Genomic DNA, 23,608 nt, shown 5'->3' on the forward strand with positions numbered 1-23,608 from the left:
CTAGAGGATCGGTCGGGGCAGGGACGGTCGAGGAGGCCGCCCGGTGAGGGAGCTTGCGGTGGTAAGCCCTTTGTGATCCCGTTCCACGGACACCATGCTACAACACGAGGCGCGGCGGGGGAAGCCGTCGCGGCCTAACCGCGCCGGATCACACCGTCCAGGACATCATCTATCTGATGCACCAACTCGGACGGCAGCTCTACGCCGGAGGCCGCGGCGTTGTCCTCGACCTGCTCCGGCCTCGAAGCCCCGATGATGGCGCTGCTGACGTTCTTCTGCCGCAAGACCCACGCGAGCGCGAGCTGGGGCATGGTGAGGCCAGCCTCGTCGGCGATGGGCCTGAGCCCGTCCACGGCCGTCAACACGCTCTCGTTCATCAGCTCCCGCATGAAGCGGTTCGATTCCGGGTCGGCGGCGCGGGTTCCCTCTTCGGGGGCGTCGCCGGGGCGGTACTTGCCGGTCAGGACGCCCTGGGCGAGCGGGGAGAAGACCACCTGTCCCACGCCCTCGCGTTCGGAGAGCGGGACGACCTCGGCCTCTATCCTGCGTTGGATCATGTTGTACTGCGGCTGGTTGGAGACGATCCTGTCCAGGTTCATCTCCCTGGCGATGCGCAGGGCGTCCGAGATCTGGTCCGCCGTCCACTCGGAGACGCCTACGTAAAGCACCTTCCCCTGCCGCACCAGGTCGTCCAGCGCCCGCAGCGTCTCCTCCAGCGGCACGCCCTCGTCGTAGCGGTGGCACTGGTAGAGGTCGACGTAGTCGGTCCCGAGCCGCCTCAGCGAGGCGTGGCACTGCTCCGTGATGTGCTTGCGCGAGAGGCCCCGGTCGTTCGGGCCGTCGCCCATCGGGAAGTAGACCTTCGTCGCGAGGAAGTACGAGTCGCGGTCGAAGCCTCGTAGGGCCTTGCCGACGATCTCCTCGGCGGCGCCGCGCATGTACACGTTGGCGGTGTCGAAGAAGTTGATGCCGAGGTCGTAGGCCCTGTGCACGCAGGCGGTCGCCTGCTGCTCGGCGACGCTGCCGCCGTAGGTAAGCCAGCTTCCGAGAGAGACCTCGCTTACCTTTACCCCGCTCCCGCCCAACCGCCGGTACTCCACAGGATCCCCCTTCGTCCGGAACAAGACCCCTATGGTACACGCAACCCGGCGTCTACCGGCCCCCGTACGACTCCATCCTGGAGAGGGCGGCCTCGAAGGCGTCCGGACCGACCTGGGCGAGGCCGTCAAAGGGGTAGTCGAGGGCGCGGATGGCGTAGAGGATCAGGACGAGGACTAGCGTGTAGGCCAGGATCATGACGACGTGAAGCCGCTCGGTCTGCACCCCGAGCAGGTACGTGAAGCCCACCGTAACCACACCACCGACGATCAGGACGACCCACAGGAGGGACGGTATGCCCTCCCTCACCTCCAGCAACCGCAACGCCCTCCCCTCATCGAGATCCGCGACAAGAGTAAGGGCCTGCGAATAGAGGGCGTCGTCCCTCTCGGTTCGCGACTCGAAGGCCAGGACGCTCCGCCTGAGCTCGTCGGCCGCCGCCCCGGCCCGCGCGCTGATACGGCCTTCGCGCATCATGGGCCACCCTTCGTCGACCACGAGGCGGGCATAGGACTCGGCCAAATCTTGGACCTCCCGCCGCTTCGTCTCGGGGAAACCTTCGGCTAGGCGGTGGATCTCCTCCACGCTCGCGGCCTCGCCCTGCGCGGTCTTCTGGGCCGTGTCGTACTGGTAGGAGACGAAGTAGGCCGAGAACCCGACGATAAGGCCGTACAAAACGTAAAGCGCCCCGAACATCACGGCGGTGTTGCTGTTGTGCGCCTCCCGCAGATCGAAGGAGACCAGCCGCCGCGCCACCAGGAACCCGGCGAACGCCAACACCGCGGAGAGGCCCACGATCAGGAAGCCCCAGAAGACCGTCTCCACCCTCTACCCCGCTCCTCCCGACGCCCACCGACACGGGAAAAGTACACGCCGCGAAGCCGCCGGGCAAACACGAATCCTCCGGCCTCGACCGTCTGTAACCAGGCTTGCTTACTGATTAGTTGTCGGTTAAGAGCACCTTTATTGCAAGAACGTCCCATTTTGTTACAATGGCGATCATCGGCACTTAGACCACGGAGAAGAAGGAGCGGGAGAGTTGCGAACCACGCTACAGCCCGGCCTGACGAATAGGCTGACGAAATACCTCAGGACCACCCAGCAGCTCATAGAAGAGGGCCGTGACGCGGTCAGCAGCAAGGAGTTGGGCGATTACACCGGCATAAACCCCGTGCAGGTGCGGAGGGACCTGAACGCCATAGGCTTCTCCGGTACGCGGGGCGTGGGCTACCAGGCCTACGACCTGGTCGAGGCTGTGAGGGACATCTTGGGTCTCAGGCAGACCTACAACATCGCGCTCGTGGGCGCGGGCAACCTTGGTAGCGCCATCGCGGCGAGCACCATACTGCCTAAAAGAGGGTTCGTAATCCACGACGTCTTCGACGCCGACACGGACAAGATCGGGCGCACCGTCGGCAACGTGGTGGTCAAGCACATCGACGAGCTAGCCAAGAGCGTGGCCGAGGCCGAGGAGATAATCGGCATCATAGCCACCCCCGCCTCCGCCGCCCAGCACGTCGCCGACCTGATGACCGAGGCCAACATCCGCGTCATCCTCAACTACACGGACGTCCTCCTCCACGTCCCCTCCCACGTGGACGTCCACCGCATCGACCCCACCGCACAGTTGATGCACACGCTGTACTACCTGACCCAGGCGGAGGGCCAGGAAGCTTCTTAGGAGCATTTCAGCCTGGCAGCACTTCAGCTTGTCAGCTTCTAGCGGTACCCGGCACCCGTCCGGGTACCGCTTCTTTTTGGATGGGAGTACGAAGTTCTTACGGAGCGGCGACCTTCGGGGACTTTCTCTGAAATGCTGACTAGCTGACCGGCTGACAAGCTCAAAAAAGAGAAGAGCCCGGAGCGCCTAGGGGTGATAGGTGGGGAAAGGGAAAGGAGGAGTGGCGCCCCGGGTTCTTTAATTGTGCCGGTTTAGTATCGCACCAACCGACTGGCAGGATATTAACCCGCTCGTCACACTTTGTAAAGGGCTTGGAACGGTGAATTTAGAAACTTTTCGTAAATATCTGCGATACGCACATAGCCGTTTACCAGGAACTTCCTTTATGCGCACGCTGTTCCTGTAACCCCCGGTGGTCCTTGTGATGTGATCTTTTATACGAGCGGAGCGGAATCGGGGGCCCGGTCCCGCGGCCGTTTGTACAAAGGGCCAACCGGCGAGGAGGGCCTGTGCGTCAGCGGCCTATGACTCTTCTTCGAGCAGCTTCTCGTAGTCGGCGGCGGAGAGGAGGTCGGCTTCGTCGGAGATCTGGAGTTTCAGGATCCAACCCTCGCCGTAGGGGTCTTCGTTGATCTTCTCCGGGCTGTCTTCGAGCGTCCCGTTGACCTCGACGACCTCGCCGCCGACGGGGGCGTACAGGTCGGAGACGGCCTTGACGCTCTCGACGGCCCCGAAGGAGTCGCCGGCTTCGAGCGTCGCGCCCTGTTCGGGCAGCTCGACGAAGACGACGTCGCCGAGCTCGTCCTGCGCGTGCTCGGTGATGCCCACGGTCGCCACGCCGTCTGTGATGCGGACCCACTCGTGGCTCTTCGTGTACTGAAGGTCCTCCGGTACGGCCATTCGGTCCCCTCCCTACTTCTTCTCTCGTTTGTAGAACGGCAGCGGCACGACCCGAGCCGGCACGGGCCTGTCGCGTATCACGACGTCGAAGGAATCTTCCACTCCCGGGGCGACCAGCGCAAGCCCTATCGCCTCGCCGAGCGTGGGGGATTGCGTCCCGCTCGTGACGGTGCCGACGGTCTCACCCCCCAGTGCCACCGGATGGTCGTGGCGCGCGATGCCCCGCCCCTCCACCTTGAAGCCGACGAGCTTCTTGCGGAGCCCCTCCTCCTTCTCCCGGCGCAACGCCTCCTGTCCCAGGAACTCCTGTTCTTTATCCAGGTGGACGGCGAACCCGATGCCCGCCTCAAGGGGGGTCGTCTCCTCGTCCAGCTCGTTGCCGTAGAGGCACATGCCAGCCTCCAGGCGCAAAGTGTCCCGAGCCCCGAGGCCTGCGGGCGTGGCGCCGGCTTCGACGAACCTGCGCCAAAGCGGGGCCGCGGCGTCGGGGCGGACGTAGAGTTCGAAGCCGTCCTCGCCCGTGTAGCCGGTGCGCGAGATCACGGCGTGGCGACCGTCAACCTCCCCCACCGCGTGCCGGTAATACTTCATGTCGGACAGGGACGACCCTGTGAAATTCTGCAGGATCTCTTCGGCCCGCGGCCCCTGCAGCGCGAGCAAGGCCCAGTCGTCTGATTCGTCCACGACTTCGACGTCCAGATCCCCCGTGTGCTCGCGGAAGTGGGCGACGTCTTTCTCGCGGTTTGCCGCGTTGACGACCACGAGAAAGTCGTCCGGGTTCTTGTATACGAGCACGTCGTCCACCGTGCCACCGCTCTCGTAACAGACGGCCGCGTAGCCGGCTTGACCTGCCTCGAGGCGCGACACGTCCCTGGTCACGAGCCGCTGGACGGCCCTCTCGGCGTCGGGTCCGCGGAAGACGACCTCGCCCATGTGGGAGACGTCGAAGAGGCCGGCGGCCATTCGGACTGCCTCGTGCTCGGCCTTCACGCCCTCGTACTGGACGGGCATCTCCCATCCGGCGAACGGGACGAGGCGGGCACCGGCCTTCTCGTGTTCGTCGTAGAGCGGCGTGCGTCTGAGGGTCCCGTCGGCCACCCTTACCACCGGGCCTTGAGCTGGCGGGCGGCGCGGGCCTCGTCGAGGCGCCGCGTGGGGGCGTGGGTGGGGGCCTCTTCCAGCTCTTCAGAGGTCGTCTCCGCCAGCTCCAGCATGGCGCCTATAAAGTCATCGAGGGTCTCCTTGGACTCGGTCTCCGTGGGCTCTATGAGCATGGCCTCTTTGACGACGAGGGGGAAGTAGATCGTGGGTGGGTGGTAGCCGTGGTCTATGAGCCCCTTGGCGATATCGAGCGCCTTCTTGCCCTTCGGGGGCTGAACCACGACCTCGTGCTTGCAGAGCTCGTCGTAAGGGATTTGGTAAGTCCCCCCGAGTCGCGCCCTCACGTAGTTCGCGTTCAAGACGGCCATGTCGGTCACGTCGCGCAGGTCTGGGCCGTGCATCTTGATGTAGTTCCACGCCCGGAGCATCTGCCCGAAGTTGCCGTGGAACCCCGCCACCCGCCCGATGCTCTGCGCGGGGCGGACGAAGGAGTAGGTCTCTCCGTCCTTCTCGACCGCGGGGTCGGGGCGGAAGGGGGCGAGGGTTTCGGAGCAGGCTATGGCGCCGCAGCCGGGGCCGCCGCCGCCGTGGGGGGTGGAGAACGTCTTGTGGAGGTTGAAGTGCATCACGTCGACGCCGGCCTCGGCGGGGCGCATCCGGCCGAGGTTCGCGTTCATGTTCGCGCCGTCCATGTAGAGAAAGGCTCCGGCTTCGTGGAGGACCTGGGCTATCTCCTTGATGTTTCTCTCGTAGACGCCGCACGTGTTCGGGTTCGTGATCATGAGCGCGGCCGTCGTCTCGTCCACCAGCTCCCGCAGCTCGTCGACGTCCACGCATCCGTGCTCGTCGAGCCCGATCTCCTTCGCCTTGAAGTCCGCCATCGAAGCCGTGGCCGGGTTCGTCCCGTGCGCCGTCGAGGGCACCAGAACGGTGGTCCTCCCGTGGTCCCCCGAATCCTCGAAGAACTTCTTGACCATCAGGATGCTCGTCAGCTCACCCTGCGCCCCGGCCAGTGGCTGCAGGGACACGGCCGGAAGCCCGGATACCTCAGCCAGAAAACCCTGCAGCTCGTGCATGACCTGTAGCGCCCCTTGCGCCTGCGCCTCCGGCTGGAGGGGGTGGAGCCCCGCGAAGCCGGGGTTGTTGGCGGCGACCTCGTTGGCGCGGGGGTTGTGCTTCATCGTGCAGGAGCCCAAAGGGTAGAAGTTCGTGTCTATGCCCCAGTTCTGGCGGGAGAGGTTCGTGTAGTGGCGCACGACGGTCGGCTCGTCCACCTCGGCCAGGCGCGGCTTCTCCTTGCGGAGCGCCGCTTTCGGAAGAATTTTTTCGAGGCTCGTTCCATCCACATCGTTTTTTGGAAGGGTGTAGCCCCTGCGGCCTTCGCGGCCTTTGGTCCGGATCAGGTTATCCACCATTCGCCACCACCCCCACGAAAGCGTCGAGCTCCTCTTTGGTCCTCTTCTCCGTAACCGCCACCAGCATTCCCCCGTCCCCGAGATCCAACCCGCCGACCATGCCGGCCTTAAGCAAAGCCTCGTTGGCCTTCTTTACATCAGGCAACTCAACCACGAACTCCCACAGGAAGGGGGCCTCCGGATACCGGAGCCTGAAGCCCGAAGCCTGAAGCCTCTCTGCCAGATAATGCGCCTTGGAGACGGACGACTCCGCCACCTCGCGCAATCCTTCCGGCCCCATGAGCGCCGTGTAGACGGTGGCGGCGAGCGCCGTTAGCGCCTGGTTGGTGCAGATGTTGGAGTTCGCCTTGGCCCTACGGATGTCCTGCTCGCGCCCGCGCAGGGTCAGGACGTAGGCGAGTTTGCCGTCCTTGTCCACGGTCTCGCCGCAGATGCGTCCCGGGAGCTGGCGGACGGACTTCTGGTCCGTCGCCATGTAGCCGGCGTAAGGGCCACCGAAGAGGAGCGGCATCCCGAGCGGCTGGGCCTCGCCGACCGCGACGTCGGCCCCGAGGTTGCCCGGCGCTTCGAGGACCGCGAGCGAGATCGGGTCGCAGACCGCCACGCACAACGCGCCGGCAGCGTGCGCCGCCCCGGAAGCTGCTTCTATATCTTCCACGACCCCGAAAAAGTTCGGGCTCTGCACGAAGACGCCGGAGACGCCGTCCGGCACTTCCGAGAAGTCCGTGGTTCCGTCCTCGAAAGGCAGCTCGACGACCTCGACGCGGTATGTCTCTATGACCTCGCGGTAGCGGGGGTTCAGGCCGGCCGAGACAGCCACTCTTGGATCACGTTTAGTCAGGCGGGCGGTCATGAGGGCGGCTTCGGCGACGGCGTTTGCGCCGTCGTAGACCGAGGCGTTCGAGACTTCCAGGCCCGTCAACTCAGAAACAATGGACTGGAACTCGAAGATGGACTGGAGGGTGCCCTGGCTGATCTCCGGCTGGTACGGCGTGTAGGAGGTCAAAAACTCTCCGCGCGAGATAACGGCGCCGACCGTGGAAGGCACGATCCTATCGTAGGCGCCCGCGCCGAGGAAGATCGGGAGCCCGGTATCGTTCTCTTTCGCCAGCCGGTCCACGTCCCTGAGCGCCTCGTACTCCGAGAGCGCCGGCGGGAGGTCCAGCTCCCCCTGGAACTTTGGAGAGACGTCGGCGAAAAGGTCGTCGAGCGTCTCGACGCCGATGGCGTCCAGCATCTCCCGTACGTCGTCGTCGGTGTGCGGTGTAAACCTCGCCACGCGGCATTACCCCCTGTTTCGGGTGAGCGTCCTATTTTCCGCCCTGTCCCAAACCTGAGAGTATTACCCCGTCGGCGTCGATCCAGTAGATCGAACTCTCCAGGACGCCCTCGGGTCCGCGGTCCTTCTGCCTGAGAGATTCGAGCCGCTCTCGCGGCCCTTTCACCTTCGGCGGTCGCTGCGGGGACTCCCCCATCCCCCGCGACTCTCTCCCGCGGCCCTCACCGGGCAAAGTAAAGTTAGCATAAGTAGGGCGACGCGGCTTGTGGAGCAGGATACAAAAGTTGCTCCGGACATCTTCATGGCTTAGGTGTAGTTCTCGGCTGTGAGCTTGACCTCATCCCTCGCAGCGAAGTGATCCTGGATGTACTTCTCTCCCTCGTCGCAGAACAGGGTTACTACGTGCACTATCTCCGGGTGGCTCTCCCTGACCTTCCTGGCGGCTATGAGGTTGGCTCCGCTTGAGGGGCCGACGAAGAGGCCGTGGTGCTTCGCGAGGCGGCGCATCTCCCCGACTGCCTCCTCGGAGTCGACGGCGAGGGTGTCGTTTACGAGCTTCTGGTGGCGCTGGAAGATGCCTGGGACGAAGCCGTCGGCTATGCCCTCTATGAGATGCTCGCCGACCTCGCCGCAGAGGATGGTGGAGGACTCGGAGGGCTCCATCGCGAAGAGCCGGACGTCGGGGTTTACTTCCCTAAAAGCCTGGCCGACGCCGACGAGGGTGCCGCCGGTGCCGACGCCCATTACGAGGGCGTCAGGGACCACGCCTTCGGGGAGCTGGTCCAGGATCTCCGGCCCGAGCCAGGTCCGATTCTCCTCGACGTTCCACTCGCTCTCGAACTGAGAAGGGCAAAAATAGCCCGGTTCATTGCCGAGTTCTTTCGCTTTGGCCAATGCTTCGTCGACGTGGAAGTGGCCTATCTCCATCACTTCGGCCCCGAAGGCGCGGCTTATGGCGACGCGCTCGCCGCTCATCCCCTCGGGCATGACGACGAGCATCCTGTAGCCCTTGACGGCGGCGACCATCGAGAGGGCGTTGCCGGTGTTGCCGCTCGTTGCTTCCACGATGGTGTCGCCGTGTTTGAGGAGTCCCTCGTCTTCGGCGCGTTCGATCATGTACTTCGCTATGCGCGCTTTCACGGACCCCGAGGGGTTCAGGTACTCGAGCTTGCAGTAGACGCCGTCGATCTCCAGCATCGGCGTGTCGCCGATGGCGTCGAGGATGCTGTTGGACAGTCCGCTCTTCATGGCAACCCCCTTACTCGGGCGTAACGTATGCCCCGGAGAGGCCGCCGTCGACCAGGAAGGTCGAGGCGGTCATGTACGAGGACTCGTCGGAGGCGAGGAAGAGGGCGGCGTTGGCGATCTCGACGGCCTCCGCGAAACGGCCCATCGGCAGGTGGACGAGCCGCCTGGCGGCCCTCTCCGGGTCCTTGGCGAATAGCTCCTGCAACAGCGGCGTGTTGACGGGGCCGGGGCACAGCGCGTTCACCCTCACGCCCTGGCGGGCGAACTGGACGCCGAGCTCGCGGCTCATGGCGAGAACGCCGCCCTTGGACGCGGTGTAGGAGATCTGGGACGTCGCGGCCCCCATAACGGCCACGAAAGACGCCGTGTTCACGACGGAACCCCCGCCCCGCTCCAGCAGGTGCGGTATCCCGTGTTTGCAGCAGAGGTAGACGGACCTCAGGTTCACGTTCTGTACCCTGTCCCAGGCCTCCATCTCGGTCTCGAGGATCGAGCCGTCGTCCGGCGGGGAGATGCCCGCGTTGTTGAAGAGCACGTCGATGCCGCCGAAATGTTCCGACGCCTCCCCGTACATCCTCCGCACGTCGTCGGGGTCCGTGACGTTCGCGCGGACGTAGAGGCCGCCCACCTCCTCGGCGGCCTGTTTGCCCGGCTCGTCTGCGAGGTCGGCGACGACGACCTTCGCGCCTTCTTCGGCGAAGCGGCGGGCCGTCTCGCGGCCGATGCCGCTGGCCGCACCCGTGATGACCGCCACCTTGCCTTCGAGGCGTCCCGGCATCCTAGCCCTCCTCCGTCGAGATGTAGACGTTCTTGAGTTCGGTGTAGTGGTCGAGGGCGTGCGGTCCGAGTTCGCGGCCGACGCCCGACTGCTTGAAGCCTCCGAACGGGGTCGCGACCCTGACGGAGGTGTTCGAGTTTATGGAGAGGACACCCGTGTCGATGCGCCTCGCGACGCGCAGGGCCTTAGCGCCGTTCTGGGTCCAGATCGAGCCGGAGAGGCCGTAGGGGGTGTCGTTCGCCTGCCGGACGGCGTCGTCCTCGTCTTCGAACGGGATCACGGCGACCACGGGGCCGAAGATCTCCTCCCGCGCGGCTTTGTCGTCGTTGGAGACCGGCGCGAGCACGGTCGGCGGGAACCAGAAACCCGAGCTTTCGGGGGCTTCGCCTTTAAAAGCCACGGGCGCGTCTTCGGGCACGTAGGCCGCTACCCTCTCTCGGTGATCGGCGGAGATGAGCGGGCCCATCTCCGTCGCCTCGTCCAGCGGGTCGCCGACGCGCAGGGCTTCCACGGCGGGCTTCATCCTGTCCAGGAACTCGTCGAAGACGTCTTTTTGGACGAGGATGCGGGATCTCGCGCAGCAGTCTTGACCTGCGTTGCCGAAGACGGCCATCGGGGCGCTTGCGGCCGCCTTTTCGAGGTCGGCGTCGGCGAAGACTACGTTGGCGGACTTGCCGCCGAGTTCCAGGGTTACGCGCTTGATGGTGCCGGCGGCGCCGGCCATGATGCCGCGGCCCACGGCCGTCGAGCCCGTGAACGCGACCTTCGCCACGTCCTCGTGCTCGACGAGCCTCTGCCCCACCACGCTGCCGGGTCCGACGAGGACGTTGACGACGCCCTCGGGTATGCCGGCCTCGCGCGCTATGCGCCCGAACTCCAGCGCCGTGAGGGGGGTAAGCTCGGCAGGCTTCAGGACGATGGTGTTACCGGCGGCCAGGGCGGGCGCCATCTTCCAGCTCGCGATGGTGAGCGGGAAGTTCCAGGGCACGATCAGGCCGACGACGCCCAAGGGCTCCCGGAAGGTGACGTCAACGCCCCCGGAGACCGGGATGGTGTCGCCAAGTATCCTCTCGGGCATCCCGGCGTAGTAGTGGAAGGTGTCGGCCACCATGCCCATCTCGCCGCGGGCGTCGTTTATGGGCTTGCCCGTGTCTCTCGATTCGAGCTGCGCCAGGTTCTCCCTTTCGGCCTCGAGCGCGCCGGCGAGGCGGCGCAGGAGACGCGAACGGTCGGCGGGCGCTACGTCGCGCCACGCCGGGAAGGCCTTCTTGGCGCGGGCGACGGCGGCGTCGGCGTCCTCGGCCGTGGCGGGTTCGAGGCGTTCGACGACCTCTTCGGTGGCGGGGTTCAGGATCTCCAACAACTACGATACCTCCGAGACTAATGCTCTTATAAGTTGGCTCTTCTCGTCTTCTTCCGGGTGCCAGAGCACGCCGAGCACGAACGGGCAGGACGGATCCTCGATGGCCTCGACGGCCTCGTCCTCGGAGCGCCCCGTGACTACCAGCCCCTCCCCCACATCCTTTATCCCCTGGTGGTGGTGGGACTTTACGGGCGTCCTCTCCGAACCCACGGCGCGGGCGGCGAGGGATCCTGCCTCCAGCACGACTTCGTGGTCGGCGAAGGTGCCCGGGGTGTGGCGGTGCTCCTCGTGGCCGAGCACGTCGGGGAGGTGCTGCTCGAGGCCGCCGCCGTAGGCGACGTTCAAAACGTGCATCCCGCGGCAGATGCCGAGGACCGGCATCCTTCGGCCTATGGCAGCCCGGACCAGCGCGAGCTCGTAGGCATCGCGCTCCTGCTGGACGGGTCCGGTTTCGGGGTGCGGCTCCTGGCCGTAGAGGTCGGGGTCGAGGTCGCCTGCGCCGCCGGTCAGGATCAGGGCGTCGAGGAGATCGAGGAGGCCGTCCGGCTCCCCCGCGTCCTCCTCGTCGGGCGGGAGCAGGACGGGCCTGCCCCCGGCCCGCTGAACGGCGTACACGTAGTTGGCCGGGCTGAGGAAGGCCGGCATCGCCTTCCACGCCCCGTAGCTGACGGTCTCCGTCGCGGCGGTGATGCCGACCGTGGGCCTCCCGCTCACAGGCGCTCGAAGGTCCGGTAGCGTTCCCAGTCGGTGACCGCAGCCTCGAAGGCCTCTATCTCGACCTTCGCCGCGTTCAGGTAGTGCTCGACCACCTCGTCCCCGAAAGCGTCCCTCGCCACCTCGCTCGCCGCGAAGAGCTCGCGGGCGGCGCCCAGGCTCGTCGGTACGTGGGGCTTGTCCGTCTCGTAGGCGTTGCCGGCGAACTCGTCTTCGAGGGGGAGTTCGTTGTCTATCCCGTGCAGGCCGGCGGCGATCATGGCCGAGATGGCCAGGTACGGGTTGACGTCCCCACCCGGGATTCGGTTCTCCACCCTCAAAGAGGGTCCGTGTCCGACCACCCGCAAGCTACACGTGCGGTTGTCCCGGCCCCAGGCGACGGCCGTCGGCGCGAACGAGCCCTTGGCGTAGCGCTTGTACGAGTTGATGTTCGGGGCGAAGAGGGGCATGAGCTCGCGCAGGCAGGCGACCTGCCCGGCCAGGAAGCGCTCGAAGGTCTCGCTGAACCCGTGGGCGTTGGCGAAGACGGGGGTCCCGTCCTCGCTGCGCAGGGACAGGTGGATGTGGCAGGAGTTGCCCTCGCGTTCGTCGAACTTGGGCATGAAGGTGATCGAGCATCCCTCCTGGGAGGCGATCTCCTTGGCGCCGTTCTTGTAGATCGCGTGCCCGTCCGCGGTTGCGAGGGCGCGGTCGAACTTGAAGTTGATCTCGTGCTGCCCGAAGTTGCACTCGCCCTTCGCGTCCTCGACCGCGAGCCCGGCCTCGGCCATCGTGTTCCGTATCCGGCGCAGCAACGGCTCTATCCTGGCAGTACCTAGCAGCGAGTAGTCCACGTTGTAGAGGTTGGCCGGATCTAAGTCCTTGTACCCTCTTCTCCAGGCTTCCTCGTAGGAGTCTTTGAAGACTATGAACTCGAGTTCGGTCCCCACGAAGGCTTCGAGGCCGCGTTCGGCGAGGCGTTGGAGCTGGCGTTTGAGGATCTGGCGCGGCGAGGCCGCGACGGGGCTCCCGTCCTCCCAGACGAGGTCGCACGTCACCATCGCCGTCCCCTCCTGCCAGGGCACGAGCCGCAAGGTCTCCATGTCGGGCTTGAAGACGAAGTCCCCGTAGCCCTTCTCCCAGGAGCTCATCGCGTAGCCCCCGACGGTGTTCATCTCCACGTCCACGGCGAGCAGGTAGTTGCACCCTTCCGCGTCGTGCTCGACGACCTCGTCCAAAAAGTGCGTGGCCGTCAGGCGCTTGCCCTGGAGGCGGCCCTGCATGTCCGTCATCGCTATAAGGACGGTGTCTATCCGCCCGGCCTCGACCTCGGACCTCAACGTTTCGAGGTCGAGGCGGCCCTTTGGTTTCGTCTCCATGGTCTCCCTTCTAGCTTCCGGCCAGTTCGGCCTCGGCCTGCTCGATCGTCGCGAACTCCTCCTCCGGGGCCTGGGCGACCAGGTGGTGGCGGCTGTAGACCAGGAAGTAGACGATAAAGAGCGCGTAGACGCCGAGCATTATGAGGGCCGCGTTGCGGTCCACGATAAAGGTCGCCACCACGGCCGCGAGCGCCAGCACGAGCGCGATGCCGGAGGTAACGGTCCCTCCGGGCGTCCGGTAGGGCCGCTCCAGGTCTGGCTCGCGGCGGCGGAGAACGATGTGCGAGAGCATCATGAGAGCGTAGCTCACCGTGGCCCCGAAGACGGCGATGTTGATGAGCGTGGCGCCGTTGACGGTGAGGGCGAGCAAAAAGCCGATGATGCCGGGCACGATGAGGGCGACCCACGGGGTCCTGCGCGAACCGGTCAGGGAGAGCACCTTCGGCAGATAGCCGGCGCGGGAGAGGGCGAACATCTGGCGCGAGTAGGCGAAGATGATGGAGAAGAAAGAGGCCACGAGGCCGGCGAGCCCCGCGATGTTGACGATGGCCCCGAGCGCGGTGGTGCCGCCGTAGGCCTCCTCCATCGCCAGGGGCAGCACGGAGGGCGCAGCCAGCATCTCGTCGGTCGTGAAAGCCGCGGAGCCCGCGCCGCCGGGCCCGAAGAAGAGGACGAGCACCGCGAACAGGAGCAGCGCCGCCATGCCGCCGATGAGCCCCTTTGGCATATCCGTCGATGGGTCCCTCGTCTCCTCGGCGGCGAGGGGGACGCCCTCGATGGCGAGGAAGAACCAGATCGCAAACGGGAAAGCCGCCCATATCCCCACGAACCCGAGCGGCAAGAACGAACTGGCCCCCGCGGCGTTCGTCGCCTCTATCGTGAACAGGTTGGAGACCTCGAACTGCGGGATCATGCCGACGATGAACACCGCGAGCGCCACGACGGCGACGACGGTGATGCCGAACATGAGCTTGAGCGCCTCCCCGACGCCGTAGAGGTGTATCCCCACGAAGACCACGTAACAGCCGAGGTAGACTACCCAACCCCCAACCCCGACGAGCGTGTCCATGTACCCGCCGATGAACGTCGCGATGGCCGCCGGCGCGACGGCGTACTCGATCAGAATGGCCGTCCCCGTCGCGAACCCGCCCAGCGGCCCCAGCGCCCGCCGGGCGAACCCGTATCCTCCCCCGGCCGTCGGTATGGTGGAAGACAACTCGGCCAGCGAGAACACCATCGTGATGTACATCGTCGCCATCAGCAACGTCGCGATTAGCAGCCCCCCCCACCCGCCCTCGGAGAGCCCGAAGTGCCAGCCCGCGAAGTCGCCCGAGATGACGTAAGCCACCCCGAGCCCCGCGAGCAACACCCATCCGGCGGCCCCCCGCTGCAACTGCCGCTGCTCCATGTACTCGGCACCGACGTTCTCGTACTCGATCCCCTGACGGGACCTGCGATCCTGCTCGCTCACCCCTGAACTCCTCTCCCGCCCGCTCACCTAGCACCCTGGCACGATGCTCACAAAAGCATCATAATTAATACCAATTCGTCATACAAGGGGGCGGGAGGTTCCGGCATCGGTCCAGGGGCGGGAAACGCGGAGAAAAGGACGCCGCTCTACAGGCAGGTGGAGCGGCGGATAGAGGATCTGCTGCTCAGGGGCCGGTACAAGGCCGGGGACCGCATACCTCCCGAGGCGGAGCTGGTCGGTTCCCTCGGCGTCTCGCGGGTCACGGTGCGGGCGGGGCTGGCGCGGCTCGTGGACCGCGGCGTGCTCGACCGTCGCCAGGGGAGCGGGACCTTTCTCGTAAACCCTCCGGGCGGGGCGCGGCTCAGGTCGGGACTGGAGAAGCTGGAGACCTACACCGTCCACGCCGAGCGGCTCGGGGTCAGGCTCTCCAGCCGGGATCTTGGCATAACGGTCGCGAAGGCCGGGCTGGAGGAAGCGGAAGCCCTTGAAGTTGAGAGAGGCAAGCCGCTGGTCCGGGTCTCGCGCGTCCTGCTCATGGAGAACAGCCCGGCCGCCTGGATGGTGGACCTCGTGCCCGAGAGCGTCATCAGCGCAGACCAGGTGCGCGAGCACTTCCGCCCCGACGCCATGCTGCTCGACCTCCTAGTCTCGGAAGGCGTCCCCGTGGGTTCCTCCCAGATGTCCATAGAGGCGGTCATGGTCGCCCCGGAAGACCCAATCGGCACGAAGCTACAACTGGAGTCGCCCTCCGCCGCCCTCTCCCTAGTCCAGACCATGTACCTCACCGACGGCCGCCCCGTCCAGCGCTCCCACGACACGTTCCTGCCGGGAAAGCTCAACCTGCACGTCGTAAGAGAGCTCTTCGAGGTTCGCAAGCTGGCGTAGCCAGCTTGCGAGCCCGCTCCGGCTTCGCCTCCGCTTGTCAGCCTGGCGCTTCGCGCCTAGTCAGCACGCTGCCTTCGGTCGCTTTCAGCAAGCCTCCTTCGGAGGCTATCAGCTACAGTCGTCTCGAAGCGTTTCCCCTCTCGACACCCGAACCGCCGCGTGTGGCGCTGCCCGGACGCACCCCGCGCGGCTAAAAGCTGACAAGCTGAAAGCGAGGCCTGCTCGTAGCAGGCCGATGCGTGCCGAAAGCGCAGGCGAAGCCGGAGCGGGCTGGCCAGCTTTACTGCATCATCTCCCCCACCTTCATCGTTCCGCGCTGGACCAGCTCTATTTTGTAGCCGTCGGGGTCCTCTATGAAGGCTATGCGGTAGTCGTTGCCGTCGGCGGTCAGGGTCTTGGGTTCGAGGGTTACCGTTACGCCTTGGCCCTTCAGGTTCTCTACCGTACCTTCCAGGTCGTCCACCGTGAAGGCGACGTGGGCGTAGCCGCTGCCCTTGTCGTAGGGTTCGGTCTGGTCGTGGTTGTGGGTGAGCTCCAGCATCGGGGAGGACGGGTCCTCTTCCAGGGCGAAGAAGTGGTTGGTCGCGGAGCCGAGGTCCATCTCGCCGACCTTCTTCATGCCGAGCTTGTTCACGTAGAAGTCCTCGCTCCTTGCCGGGTCGAGGATGCGGTAGCAGGTGTGGATGAAGGTGGCGGCCATAGGGGCTCCTCTCTCGCTGTGCCGGGTCTATCCCGCGCAGGGTAGCATCCTCGTCGGCGGCGGGCGACCGGGCGGGGCTGCGGCTGTAGACTGTACCGTTAGAGGTTTCGGAGAACGGGAGGGGCGAGCGGTGGGTGAGATCGGCTTCGAAGACTTCCAGAAGGTGGACATAAGGGTCGGGAAGGTGGTTGGGGCAGAACCCTTTCCGGAGGCGAGAAAGCCGTCCGTCAAGCTCACCGTGGACTTCGGGCCGGAGGTCGGGGAGCGGCGGACCAGCGCCCAGCTTACTGCCCACTACGAACCGGAAGGCTTGATCGGCAAGCAGGTGGTCGCGGTCGTCAACTTCACGTCGAAGAGGATCGCCGGTTTCAAGAGCGAGGTCCTCGTCCTCGGCGTCCCCGACGAAAACGGCGAGGTAGTCCTCCTCTCACCGGACAAAGAAGTCCCGGAAGGTGGGAGGATGTTCTGAGCCGGACCTCCGACGGAGCAGGCTGAAGGCGTGGAGAGGTTCAATCCGCCGCCGGCCGAGGGCGTCAGGCTCCATTGGTCCGAGGCTCCCAGGCACGTGCGCGAGGCCGTCGAGGCGTGGTTGGGCGGCAGGATCGTCGCGGCGACGTCCTCGCCGGGCGGCTTCTCTCCCGGCGTCGCGGCGCGACTGCGGACCTCGGACGGGCGCCGAGTCTTCGTGAAGGCCGCAGGCCCCGAACCAAACCCGGATACCCCCGCCGCGCACCGCCGGGAGGCCGAGGTTGTCGCCGCGCTTCCGCCCGGTGTTCCCGCTCCCCGGCTGCTCTGGTCCCACGACGAAGGCGAGGAGGGTTGGATAGTGCTGGCCTTCGAGGACGTGGAGGGACGGAATCCCGCGGAGCCCTGGCGGCCCGAAGAGTTGGACAGGGTTCTCCACACCCTCGCGGTCCTGGCCGACGTTCTCGACCCGTCGCCGCTGCCGGACGGCACGGTCGAGGGCGCGGGTGGGTGGTCCGTCGTGGCCGGCCGGCACTGGGAGAAGCTCTCGCGGGAAAGTCCGGCCCGACTCGACGAGTGGTCGGTCCGTCACCTGGACGAACTCGCGGGGCTAGAAGCGGATGCCCCCGAAGCCGCGACGGGGAGCTCGTTGCTCCACCTCGACCTGCGGGCGGATAATCTGCTGCTCACGCCACACCGGGTCGTGGTCGTAGACTGGCCCCACGCCCGCGTGGGGGCGCCCTGGGTAGACCTGGCCTTCTTCGCCCCGAGCGTCGCCATGCAGGGCGGCCCGACGCCGGATGAGCTTTTCTCCCGGTATCCCCGCGCCTTTCAGGCCGACGAGGACGCTATCGTGGCTGTCGTGGCCGCCATAACCGGCTTCTTCATCAGAGAAGGACTCCAGCCCCCACCTCCGGGGCTTCCCACCCTGCGGGCTTTCCAGCTAGCTCAGGGAGAGGCGGCGAGAAGCTGGCTGGCCAGCAAAACCGGGTGGAAGTAAGGAGGGCGGCGGGAAACCCGAGTCTCCCGCATAGCGTAGTATCCGTTGTAACGAAACCAGGAAGGGAGGAGCGCCCATGAGCGAGACGAACCTGGAGCAGTTCAGGGAGGTAACGCCGGCCGGGAGGCTGACGCTGCAGAACTCGGCGATGCTCAAGGTCAGTTTGCAGAACGACCAGATCCAGGCAAAGTTGGGCTCGATGGTCGCCTACCAGGGCGACGTCCGCTTCGAGCACAAGGGCGGCGGCCTCGGCCGGTTCTTCAAGAAGGCGATGACGGGCGAGGGAACCCAGCTCATGACCGTAACGGGCACGGGCGAGGTCTTCCTGGCGCACGACAAGCGCAAGGTAATGGTTCTCGAACTCGACAACGACCGCATGACCGTCAACGGCGACAACATCCTCGCCTTCGAGCCCGGCATCGACTGGGACATAAGGCGCGTCGAAGGCGCTGGCCGCCTGGCCGGCGGCATGTTCAACGTAGTACTCGAAGGCACGGGCAAGGTCGCCGTGACCTCCGACGGCGAGCCCGTCCTGCTGGATACCTCCACCCCGACGTTCGCGGACCCCGATTCGGCGATAGCCTGGAGCGGGGGCGTCAGGACGAGCGTCAAGAGCGACGTGTCGTTCAAGACTTTCATAGGTAAGGGGAGCGGGGAGACGTTCCAGATCGGCTTCGACGGGCCCGGTTGGGTCCTGATCCAACCGTCCGAAGGGCCGACGATCCCGGAACACTCCCACGGCGGCCAGGGCGGTGGCGGCATGGGCTCGTTTTTCGAGGACTGACCGCAGGACCGGTGCGCGTCTTTCACTTCGACCCGCGGATCTCGGGGCGGGATCTCTCAGCCTATGGTAGTTCGGGCGTCTTCTTCTCCGTCCTGGCTGCGTCCGAGGGAGAGGCACAACTGGCCTGCCTGCGCCTTCGGCCGGGCGGCGCGGTCGGGCGGCATCCGGCCTCCGTGCCACAGCTCTTCGTGGTGGTCGAAGGGGGTGGGTGAGCACGGACGCGGACGAGCTTCGGGTGGAGGCTGGTCAGGCGGTGCTGTGGGGGGTTGGAGAGCAGCACGGGTCGAGGGCCGGCCCGCATGGCATGACCGTCCTCGTGCTTGAGGGCGAGGGTGTGCGGGAGGCCGCCCCGACTACGTGAACTGAATAATCCCCGCAAGACCGGCGACGCCGACAGCCGCGAAGACCAGGCCGCCGACTGCGAGGCCCGCGGCCACGAACCCGAGCAGGCGGGCGTCCTTGCCGATTTGTGCCCCTAGCGCCTCCTCCGAACGATAACTGACGACGAAACGCTTCTCCTCGTCGCCGGCGGGGGCGCCGATGGAGCCGTCCTCGCCCACCGCTCCGAGGACGTAAACCGGTGCGTCGACGGGGAGGACGCTCTCGGCGTATCGGAAGCCGATCGTGCGCTCGCCTCCGCCCAGGTTTATCGTGGCGCCGGCGATGGTGACCGAGGCCCCGTCGGTGTGGCGCTCGAAGCGGTCCATCACTTCCCTCGCGTCTATCTCGGCGCCTTCGGCGTCGACGGCGACGCGGCCTGTTGCGTCCTCGACGTGGAACGGGGCGAACCGCTCGCTGTGGGAGATCGTCTCAGAGCGTCTATCAGAACCGACGTCGTTGTCGTCGTCGCGGTCTTGCCTGATGTACTCCCGGATCACGCGCGACGAGTAGTAGGCGCACGCCTCCCCCGCCATCTCGCTCTCAAGCGGCGCCTCGCACCGCAGCGTTCCCTTCACCTCGACGGGGCTCCCCGGCGCGAGCGAGGCCACGTCCGCGGCGCCCGAGGTCTCGACCGCGGCCATGGCCGAAGCCTTCCCTTTCGTCCTGCCCCGAAAGAAGAGCACGACGCCCGCGGCCACCCAGAGCGCCACGCCAACCAGCAAGAAGATCACAGCCGCAACCATCAGAGCCTCCTGATCCCATCCGAACTCATCCTCCGACGAGAGTGTAAGAAGCCCGGACCCGGCCGCGCATCATCCTTTTGCGGGATTTCGGGAGGTGCTAGCCCACGACGAGGTTGACGAGCCGGCCCGGCACGTAGACGGCCTTGCGGAGCTCCTTGCCCTCGACGTGCGGGCGGACCTTCTCGCTCGCGAGGGCCCGCTCTTTGGCCGATTCCTCGGAGATGTCTGCCGGCACGGCGACGCGGTCGCGCAGCTTGCCGTTGACCTGGACGACGAGCGTGATCTCCTCCTCCGCGATGAGCGCTTCGTCGTAGCCGGGCCAGGCCTGCTCGTGGACGGAGTACGTCTCCCCTATCGCGGACCACATCTCCTCGGCGTGGTGCGGCGCGAGCGGCGCGAGGAGGAGCGCGAACGAGCGGAGCGCGTCCTTCCACTCGTCTTCGCCGACCCCGCCGCGCACCGCGAGCAGGTAGTTCGTGTGCTCCATAAGCGCTGCCAGAGCCGTGTTGAACCGGAACCCTTCGAGGTCCTCCGTTACCTTCTTGACGGTCCTGTTAGTCCTGCGCGTGATCTCCGCCGGGTCGGCCTCGGCGTCGGAACTCCCCCCGTTGGCGAGCGAGAGGGCGCGGCGCAAGAAGCGCGAGATGCCCTCGATGCCGCGCCCGTCCCAGGGCCCGCCCTGGCCCCACGGCCCTATGAACATGAGGAAGCAGCGCAGCGCGTCGGAGCCGTAGCGGTCGACGAAGTCCTGCGGGTTGATGACGTTGCCCCGGCTCTTGCTCATCTTCTCCCCGTCCTCCCCGAGGATGTGGCCCTGGTTGTGGAGCCTGAGCATCGGCTCGTCGAAGTCCACGAGCCCCATGTCGCGCATGACCTTCGTCCAGAAGCGGGTGTAGAGCAGGTGCATCACCGCGTGCTCTATCCCCCCGGTGTACTGGTCGACCGGGAGCCACTTCGCCCCACGCTCCGGGTCGAAAGGCCCCTGGTCGTAGTGGGGGGAGAGGTAACGGTACTGGTACCAGGACGAGTCGACGAACGTGTCCATCGTGTCCGTCTCTCGCGTGGCCGGGCCGCCGCAAGTTGGGCACTCCGTGTTGTAGAAGTCCGGGTCGCGCTTGAGCGGCGACTCGCCCGTCGGGATGAACTCCGCGTCCTCGGGCAGCCGGACCGGGAGGTCCTCTTCGGGGACCGGGACGGCGCCGTGCTCCGGGCAGTAGATTATCGGGATCGGAGTACCCCAGTACCGTTGACGCGAGATCAACCAGTCGCGCAGTCGGTACGTTACGGCGCGGCGGCCGGTACCCTCGCTCTCGAGGTGCGAGATCATGCGCTCCTTGGCCTCTTCGACCCCGAGGCCGTCCAGGAAACCGCTGTTGATGGCCTGCCCTTCGCCGGTGTACGCCTTGCCGTCGAAGTCCTCGGGAGGTTCCACCGTCCGTACTATCGGGAGGTCGTACTTCTCGGCGAACTCCCAGTCTCGCTCGTCCTGTCCGGGGACCGCCATGATGGCTCCGGTGCCGTAGCCCATCAGGACGTAGTCGGCGGCGTAGACGGGGATCTTCTCCCCGTTCGCCGGGTTGATGGCGTGCGCCCCGGTAAAGACGCCCGTCTTCTCGCGCGTGACGTCGGTGCGGTCGATCTCGCTCATCCTGGCGGCCTTCTCGACGTAGGCGCGGACCTCGTCCTCGCGCTCGGGCGTCGTGATCTTCTCGACGGCCGGGTGCTCCGGGCTCATCACGAAGAACGTGGCCCCGAAGAGCGTGTCCGGCCTGGTCGTGAAGACCTCGAGCGGGCCGTAGCCTTCTATTTCGAACACTATCTCGGCCCCCTCGGAGCGGCCGATCCAGTTCCGCTGGAGCGTCTCCACACGCTCGGGCCACTCTATCTTCGAGAAATCGAGAAGCTCGTCGGCGTACCGGGTGATCCCAAAGAGCCACTGCGCCAGGTTCTTCTTGATGACGGGCGTCCCGCACCGCTCGCACCTGCGGTCGGGCCCGACGACCTGCTCCCGCGCGAGCGTCGTGTTGTCCTTCGGACACCAGTCGACGGGCGCCTCTTTTCTGTACGCCAGCCCCTTTTCGAAGAACTTGAGGAAGAACCACTGGTTCCAGCGGTAATACTCAGGGTCGCACGTAACAACCTCGGAGTCGAAGTCGAACATCGCCCCCATCTGGCGGAGCTGCCCGCGCATGTTCTCTATGTTGGACATGGTCCACTTGTAGGGGTGGATGCCCCGGTTTATGGCGGCGTTCTCGGCCGGAAGCCCGAAGGCGTCGAAGCCTATGGGGAAGAAGACCCGGTACCCGTTCATCCGCTTGAACCGCGCCCGCGTGTCGGAGGGCGTCATCGGATACCAGTGGCCCACGTGCAGGTCCCCGCTCGGGTAAGGAAGCATGGTGAGGGCGTAGTGCTTTGGCTTGGACGTATCCTCATCCGTCTTGTAGAGGCCCGTCTCGGCCCACCGCTCCTGCCAGCGGCGTTCGAGGGCGGTCGGGTCGTAGGTTTTCCTCGGTTTCGTCTCGCTCACGAGAGACTCCTTCTGGAATTATCGGCGGTTCGGGAGAAAAAAGGCGCGGAAGACTATAGTCGGGGACCGGAGTTTCGGACCTTGTAAGCCTCGGCGTTCATGCGCCTAATATAACACCTGCCGACTACGCGATAAAGAAGGCAAGCACCGCGGCGACCAGCGTACAAACCACGTTGGTCGCCTCGTTGCCGACCCACGAGAGCCGCGCCCCGACGAGGCTGTCCGCGACGGTCCCGAGAAAAGCCGCGACCGCCACGAGCACCGCGACGGCCCCGCCCGCGACGAGGCCAAGGAGCAGCCCGAGTCCCGCCGTCGTTCCCGCGGCGAGGACCCCGGCCAGCGTACCGGACAGGGAGACGGCCCCGTCGGTGCCGGAGGGGACTTTTCTCATGCTGGTCAGGAGCCGCGGGGCGTGCCGCGACAACTGCCCGACCTCGGACTCGGCCGTGTCGGCGAGGGCGGCCCCGACGGCGGCCACGTAGGCCGCCGAGATCGCGTCGGAGGGCTCGAGCGCGTAGAGCACAGCGCACAGCACGGGCACGCCGGCGTTCGCCAGGGCGTTGCGGGCGCCCCGCCGGCCGCCGTGCTCCTGGGCCGTGTCCGACCGGCGCTTGCGGTCATAGCCGAGCCTGGTGAGGGCCGATCCACCGGCCACGAAGAGGACGAGGATCGCGAAACCGGACGGTCCGAGGCAGGCGTAGATCGGGGCTCCGACGAGTACGCCCCCGACCACCCCGCCCAAACTCACCATGCCGAGCCCGTACGCCAGGGCGGCGAAAGCCACCGTAACGGGCAGCGCGAGAAGCACCTGGGAGGACAAGCCCGCCCTAGATGACCCTGAGCCGTTCGAGCAGCCGGCGGGCGTAGCGCTCGCACTCCAGCGGGGAGGCGTGCAGGAGGGCCGGCTCGACCATACCGGCCTTCACGCCCGCGTCGGTCAGTCGACCGACGCCCTGGTAGAGGAGAGAACCCGCCAGGGGACTCGGCCGATCCGGTACGGCGACTACCAGCCCGTAGAGCACCCCTTCCGGTCCCCCAACGGCGCCGACCGCGTCGACCGCGTCGGGGCGGTCCTGCCCCACGGCGAAGATGTGGACGGGCGGCCCCTGGAGGCCTGCCGGTATCCCCTCCCGCAGGCTCTCCCAGACCGCAGTCGTCTTCGTGAACCCGGCTTCGAGGGCGGCCCTGTGCAACCCCGACCACACGTCGCCGGCCACCTTCCGGGCGAGCGGGCTCTCGTAGTCCACGGATATGCCAACCGTCGCCTCCGACCCACCCCTGATGTAGGGACGGGCGCCTACGGCCCCTCCCCCGCCCTGCGCTTCTCGAGACGCCTCTTGAAGACGTCGATCTCCTTCGCCGTCTGCAGGTCGCCGTTCGCCTCGGCCACCTTTCGCCCCTCGTCGAACACTCGCCGGGCCTCATCGTCCTCTCCGAGCTCGAAATGCGCCCGGCCCAAAGTCCTGTACGCGACCGAGTAGTCCGGCTTGTACTCCACCGCGCGCCTCAAGTAATCCCGCGCCTCGGCGTAGCGTCCCTCCTTGAAAAGCTCGTTGCCCAAAGAGTAGAGGACCATGGGGTTCCTCTCGTCCCTCTGCAAGAGTTTGCGGAACATCTCAGAGCGCGGGCTCTCCATGTGTCGCTCCTTCCTTCAGCTCGTCAGCATTTCAGCTTTGGGTTTTGGCTGACCGGCTGAAAGCGGAGGCCGAAGGCCGCA

General features: G+C 66.2%; 24 protein-coding genes and 1 riboswitch. Of the genes, 6 read left to right on the forward strand and 18 right to left on the reverse strand.

Annotated elements, in window-relative coordinates; translation table 11 throughout:
- Window positions 1–134: 134 nt before the first annotated feature.
- Together GBA63_RS21795 and GBA63_RS21800 are read right to left on the reverse strand one after the other, a co-directional pair.
- Window positions 135–1,100, reverse strand: coding sequence for an aldo/keto reductase family protein (locus GBA63_RS21795; protein ID WP_166179605.1), 966 nt, complete (start codon window positions 1,098–1,100; stop codon window positions 135–137).
- Between the two features lie 52 nt (window positions 1,101–1,152).
- Window positions 1,153–1,923 (reverse strand): bestrophin-like domain, encoded by a 771-nt coding sequence (locus GBA63_RS21800; RefSeq protein WP_166179607.1) that lies wholly within the window; start codon window positions 1,921–1,923, stop codon window positions 1,153–1,155.
- A gap of 214 nt (window positions 1,924–2,137) precedes the next feature.
- Here GBA63_RS21800 and GBA63_RS21805 point away from each other — a divergent pair, with 214 nt between their 5' ends.
- Window positions 2,138–2,779: a redox-sensing transcriptional repressor Rex gene (locus GBA63_RS21805; RefSeq protein ID WP_166179609.1), complete on the forward strand. Its 642-nt coding sequence runs from the start codon at window positions 2,138–2,140 to the stop codon at window positions 2,777–2,779.
- Window positions 2,780–3,301: 522 nt separating this feature from the next.
- On the opposite strand, the gene gcvH is transcribed toward GBA63_RS21805, so the two are convergent.
- The 10 genes from gcvH to eat all read right to left on the reverse strand — a co-directional run bounded on the left by gcvH (window position 3,302) and on the right by eat (window position 14,343).
- The gene (gcvH, locus tag GBA63_RS21810; protein WP_166179611.1) at window positions 3,302–3,679 is read right to left on the reverse strand and encodes a glycine cleavage system protein GcvH; all 378 of its coding nucleotides are present in this window, start codon (window positions 3,677–3,679) and stop codon (window positions 3,302–3,304) included.
- 12 nt (window positions 3,680–3,691) lie between these two features.
- Window positions 3,692–4,786: a glycine cleavage system aminomethyltransferase GcvT gene (gene gcvT, locus GBA63_RS21815; RefSeq protein WP_166179613.1), complete on the reverse strand. Its 1,095-nt coding sequence runs from the start codon at window positions 4,784–4,786 to the stop codon at window positions 3,692–3,694.
- Window positions 4,780–6,195, reverse strand: a complete 1,416-nt coding sequence (gene gcvPB / locus GBA63_RS21820) for an aminomethyl-transferring glycine dehydrogenase subunit GcvPB (RefSeq protein WP_166179615.1) — start codon at window positions 6,193–6,195, stop codon at window positions 4,780–4,782. Before gcvPB ends, gcvT begins: the two co-directional genes overlap by 7 nt.
- Window positions 6,185–7,474: an aminomethyl-transferring glycine dehydrogenase subunit GcvPA gene (gene gcvPA / locus GBA63_RS21825; protein WP_166179617.1), complete on the reverse strand. Its 1,290-nt coding sequence runs from the start codon at window positions 7,472–7,474 to the stop codon at window positions 6,185–6,187. The genes gcvPB and gcvPA overlap by 11 nt, the downstream gene beginning before the upstream one ends.
- A 109-nt stretch (window positions 7,475–7,583) precedes the next feature.
- A riboswitch (glycine riboswitch) is annotated at window positions 7,584–7,699 on the reverse strand.
- A gap of 81 nt (window positions 7,700–7,780) precedes the next feature.
- Window positions 7,781–8,722: a PLP-dependent cysteine synthase family protein gene (locus tag GBA63_RS21830; RefSeq protein ID WP_166179619.1), complete on the reverse strand. Its 942-nt coding sequence runs from the start codon at window positions 8,720–8,722 to the stop codon at window positions 7,781–7,783.
- A 10-nt stretch (window positions 8,723–8,732) separates the two neighbouring features.
- Window positions 8,733–9,500, reverse strand: coding sequence for a 3-oxoacyl-ACP reductase (locus tag GBA63_RS21835; RefSeq protein ID WP_166179620.1), 768 nt, complete (start codon window positions 9,498–9,500; stop codon window positions 8,733–8,735).
- 1 nt (window position 9,501) lies between these two features.
- Entirely contained in the window at window positions 9,502–10,863 is a 1,362-nt protein-coding gene (locus tag GBA63_RS21840; protein ID WP_207956982.1) for an aldehyde dehydrogenase family protein, read from the reverse strand.
- Window positions 10,864–11,577 carry a gamma-glutamyl-gamma-aminobutyrate hydrolase family protein gene (locus GBA63_RS21845; RefSeq protein ID WP_207956983.1) on the reverse strand — a complete coding sequence of 238 codons (714 nt, stop codon included), beginning with the start codon at window positions 11,575–11,577 and terminating at the stop codon, window positions 10,864–10,866. It lies immediately after the preceding gene.
- On the reverse strand, window positions 11,574–12,935 hold the full coding sequence (locus GBA63_RS21850; protein ID WP_166179622.1) for a glutamine synthetase family protein: 1,362 nt from the start codon (window positions 12,933–12,935) through the stop codon (window positions 11,574–11,576). The genes GBA63_RS21845 and GBA63_RS21850 overlap by 4 nt, the downstream gene beginning before the upstream one ends.
- Before the next feature lie 10 nt (window positions 12,936–12,945).
- Window positions 12,946–14,343 (reverse strand): ethanolamine permease, encoded by a 1,398-nt coding sequence (eat, locus tag GBA63_RS21855; protein WP_166180512.1) that lies wholly within the window; start codon window positions 14,341–14,343, stop codon window positions 12,946–12,948.
- A 219-nt stretch (window positions 14,344–14,562) separates the two neighbouring features.
- Between eat and GBA63_RS21860 the strand changes: the two genes are divergently transcribed.
- Window positions 14,563–15,291, forward strand: coding sequence for a GntR family transcriptional regulator (locus GBA63_RS21860; protein ID WP_166179624.1), 729 nt, complete (start codon window positions 14,563–14,565; stop codon window positions 15,289–15,291).
- 280 nt (window positions 15,292–15,571) lie between these two features.
- Here GBA63_RS21860 and GBA63_RS21865 read toward each other — a convergent pair whose 3' ends face one another.
- A complete protein-coding gene (locus GBA63_RS21865) occupies window positions 15,572–15,991 on the reverse strand; it encodes a VOC family protein (protein WP_166179626.1) in 420 nt (139 codons plus the stop codon).
- 130 nt (window positions 15,992–16,121) lie between these two features.
- Between GBA63_RS21865 and GBA63_RS21870 the strand changes: the two genes are divergently transcribed.
- From GBA63_RS21870 to GBA63_RS21885, 4 genes are all read left to right on the forward strand, one after another.
- A complete protein-coding gene (locus GBA63_RS21870; RefSeq protein ID WP_166179628.1) occupies window positions 16,122–16,460 on the forward strand; it encodes a tRNA-binding protein in 339 nt (112 codons plus the stop codon).
- 30 nt (window positions 16,461–16,490) lie between these two features.
- Window positions 16,491–17,456 carry a phosphotransferase family protein gene (locus tag GBA63_RS21875; RefSeq protein ID WP_166179630.1) on the forward strand — a complete coding sequence of 322 codons (966 nt, stop codon included), beginning with the start codon at window positions 16,491–16,493 and terminating at the stop codon, window positions 17,454–17,456.
- Between the two features lie 76 nt (window positions 17,457–17,532).
- Complete coding sequence (locus GBA63_RS21880; protein WP_166179632.1) at window positions 17,533–18,240, forward strand: AIM24 family protein; 708 nt, start codon at window positions 17,533–17,535, stop codon at window positions 18,238–18,240.
- Between the two features lie 208 nt (window positions 18,241–18,448).
- Window positions 18,449–18,601 carry a hypothetical protein gene (locus GBA63_RS21885; protein WP_166179634.1) on the forward strand — a complete coding sequence of 51 codons (153 nt, stop codon included), beginning with the start codon at window positions 18,449–18,451 and terminating at the stop codon, window positions 18,599–18,601.
- On the opposite strand, the gene GBA63_RS21890 is transcribed toward GBA63_RS21885, so the two are convergent.
- The 5 genes from GBA63_RS21890 to GBA63_RS21910 form a co-directional block, all read right to left on the reverse strand.
- Complete coding sequence (locus tag GBA63_RS21890; RefSeq protein WP_166179636.1) at window positions 18,594–19,364, reverse strand: E3 ubiquitin ligase family protein; 771 nt, start codon at window positions 19,362–19,364, stop codon at window positions 18,594–18,596. The two genes, GBA63_RS21885 and GBA63_RS21890, sit on opposite strands and share 8 nt — an antisense overlap.
- A 97-nt stretch (window positions 19,365–19,461) precedes the next feature.
- Window positions 19,462–21,891: a leucine--tRNA ligase gene (gene leuS / locus GBA63_RS21895; RefSeq protein WP_166179638.1), complete on the reverse strand. Its 2,430-nt coding sequence runs from the start codon at window positions 21,889–21,891 to the stop codon at window positions 19,462–19,464.
- A 124-nt stretch (window positions 21,892–22,015) separates the two neighbouring features.
- Window positions 22,016–22,699 (reverse strand): DUF92 domain-containing protein, encoded by a 684-nt coding sequence (locus GBA63_RS21900; RefSeq protein WP_166179640.1) that lies wholly within the window; start codon window positions 22,697–22,699, stop codon window positions 22,016–22,018.
- A 19-nt stretch (window positions 22,700–22,718) separates the two neighbouring features.
- A complete protein-coding gene (locus tag GBA63_RS21905; protein ID WP_166179642.1) occupies window positions 22,719–23,138 on the reverse strand; it encodes a hypothetical protein in 420 nt (139 codons plus the stop codon).
- Between the two features lie 50 nt (window positions 23,139–23,188).
- On the reverse strand, window positions 23,189–23,527 hold the full coding sequence (locus tag GBA63_RS21910) for a tetratricopeptide repeat protein (RefSeq protein ID WP_207956985.1): 339 nt from the start codon (window positions 23,525–23,527) through the stop codon (window positions 23,189–23,191).
- Window positions 23,528–23,608 lie beyond the last annotated feature (81 nt).

The organism is Rubrobacter tropicus (assembly GCF_011492945.1).
Taxonomy (GTDB): domain Bacteria; phylum Actinomycetota; class Rubrobacteria; order Rubrobacterales; family Rubrobacteraceae; genus Rubrobacter_D; species Rubrobacter_D tropicus.

Coding starts and splice junctions, on each gene's coding strand:
- GBA63_RS21850 (WP_166179622.1), bottom strand. CDS start 12,935: ATGGAGACGAAACCAAAGGGCCGCCTCGACCTCGAAACGTTGAGGTCC.
- GBA63_RS21830 (WP_166179619.1), bottom strand. CDS start 8,722: ATGAAGAGCGGACTGTCCAACAGCATCCTCGACGCCATCGGCGACACG.
- GBA63_RS21890 (WP_166179636.1), bottom strand. CDS start 19,364: ATGGTTGCGGCTGTGATCTTCTTGCTGGTTGGCGTGGCGCTCTGGGTG.
- GBA63_RS21910 (WP_207956985.1), bottom strand. CDS start 23,527: ATGGAGAGCCCGCGCTCTGAGATGTTCCGCAAACTCTTGCAGAGGGAC.
- GBA63_RS21865 (WP_166179626.1), bottom strand. CDS start 15,991: ATGGCCGCCACCTTCATCCACACCTGCTACCGCATCCTCGACCCGGCA.
- GBA63_RS21880 (WP_166179632.1), top strand. CDS start 17,533: ATGAGCGAGACGAACCTGGAGCAGTTCAGGGAGGTAACGCCGGCCGGG.
- gcvPB (WP_166179615.1), bottom strand. CDS start 6,195: ATGGTGGATAACCTGATCCGGACCAAAGGCCGCGAAGGCCGCAGGGGC.
- gcvH (WP_166179611.1), bottom strand. CDS start 3,679: ATGGCCGTACCGGAGGACCTTCAGTACACGAAGAGCCACGAGTGGGTC.
- eat (WP_166180512.1), bottom strand. CDS start 14,343: ATGGAGCAGCGGCAGTTGCAGCGGGGGGCCGCCGGATGGGTGTTGCTC.
- GBA63_RS21835 (WP_166179620.1), bottom strand. CDS start 9,500: ATGCCGGGACGCCTCGAAGGCAAGGTGGCGGTCATCACGGGTGCGGCC.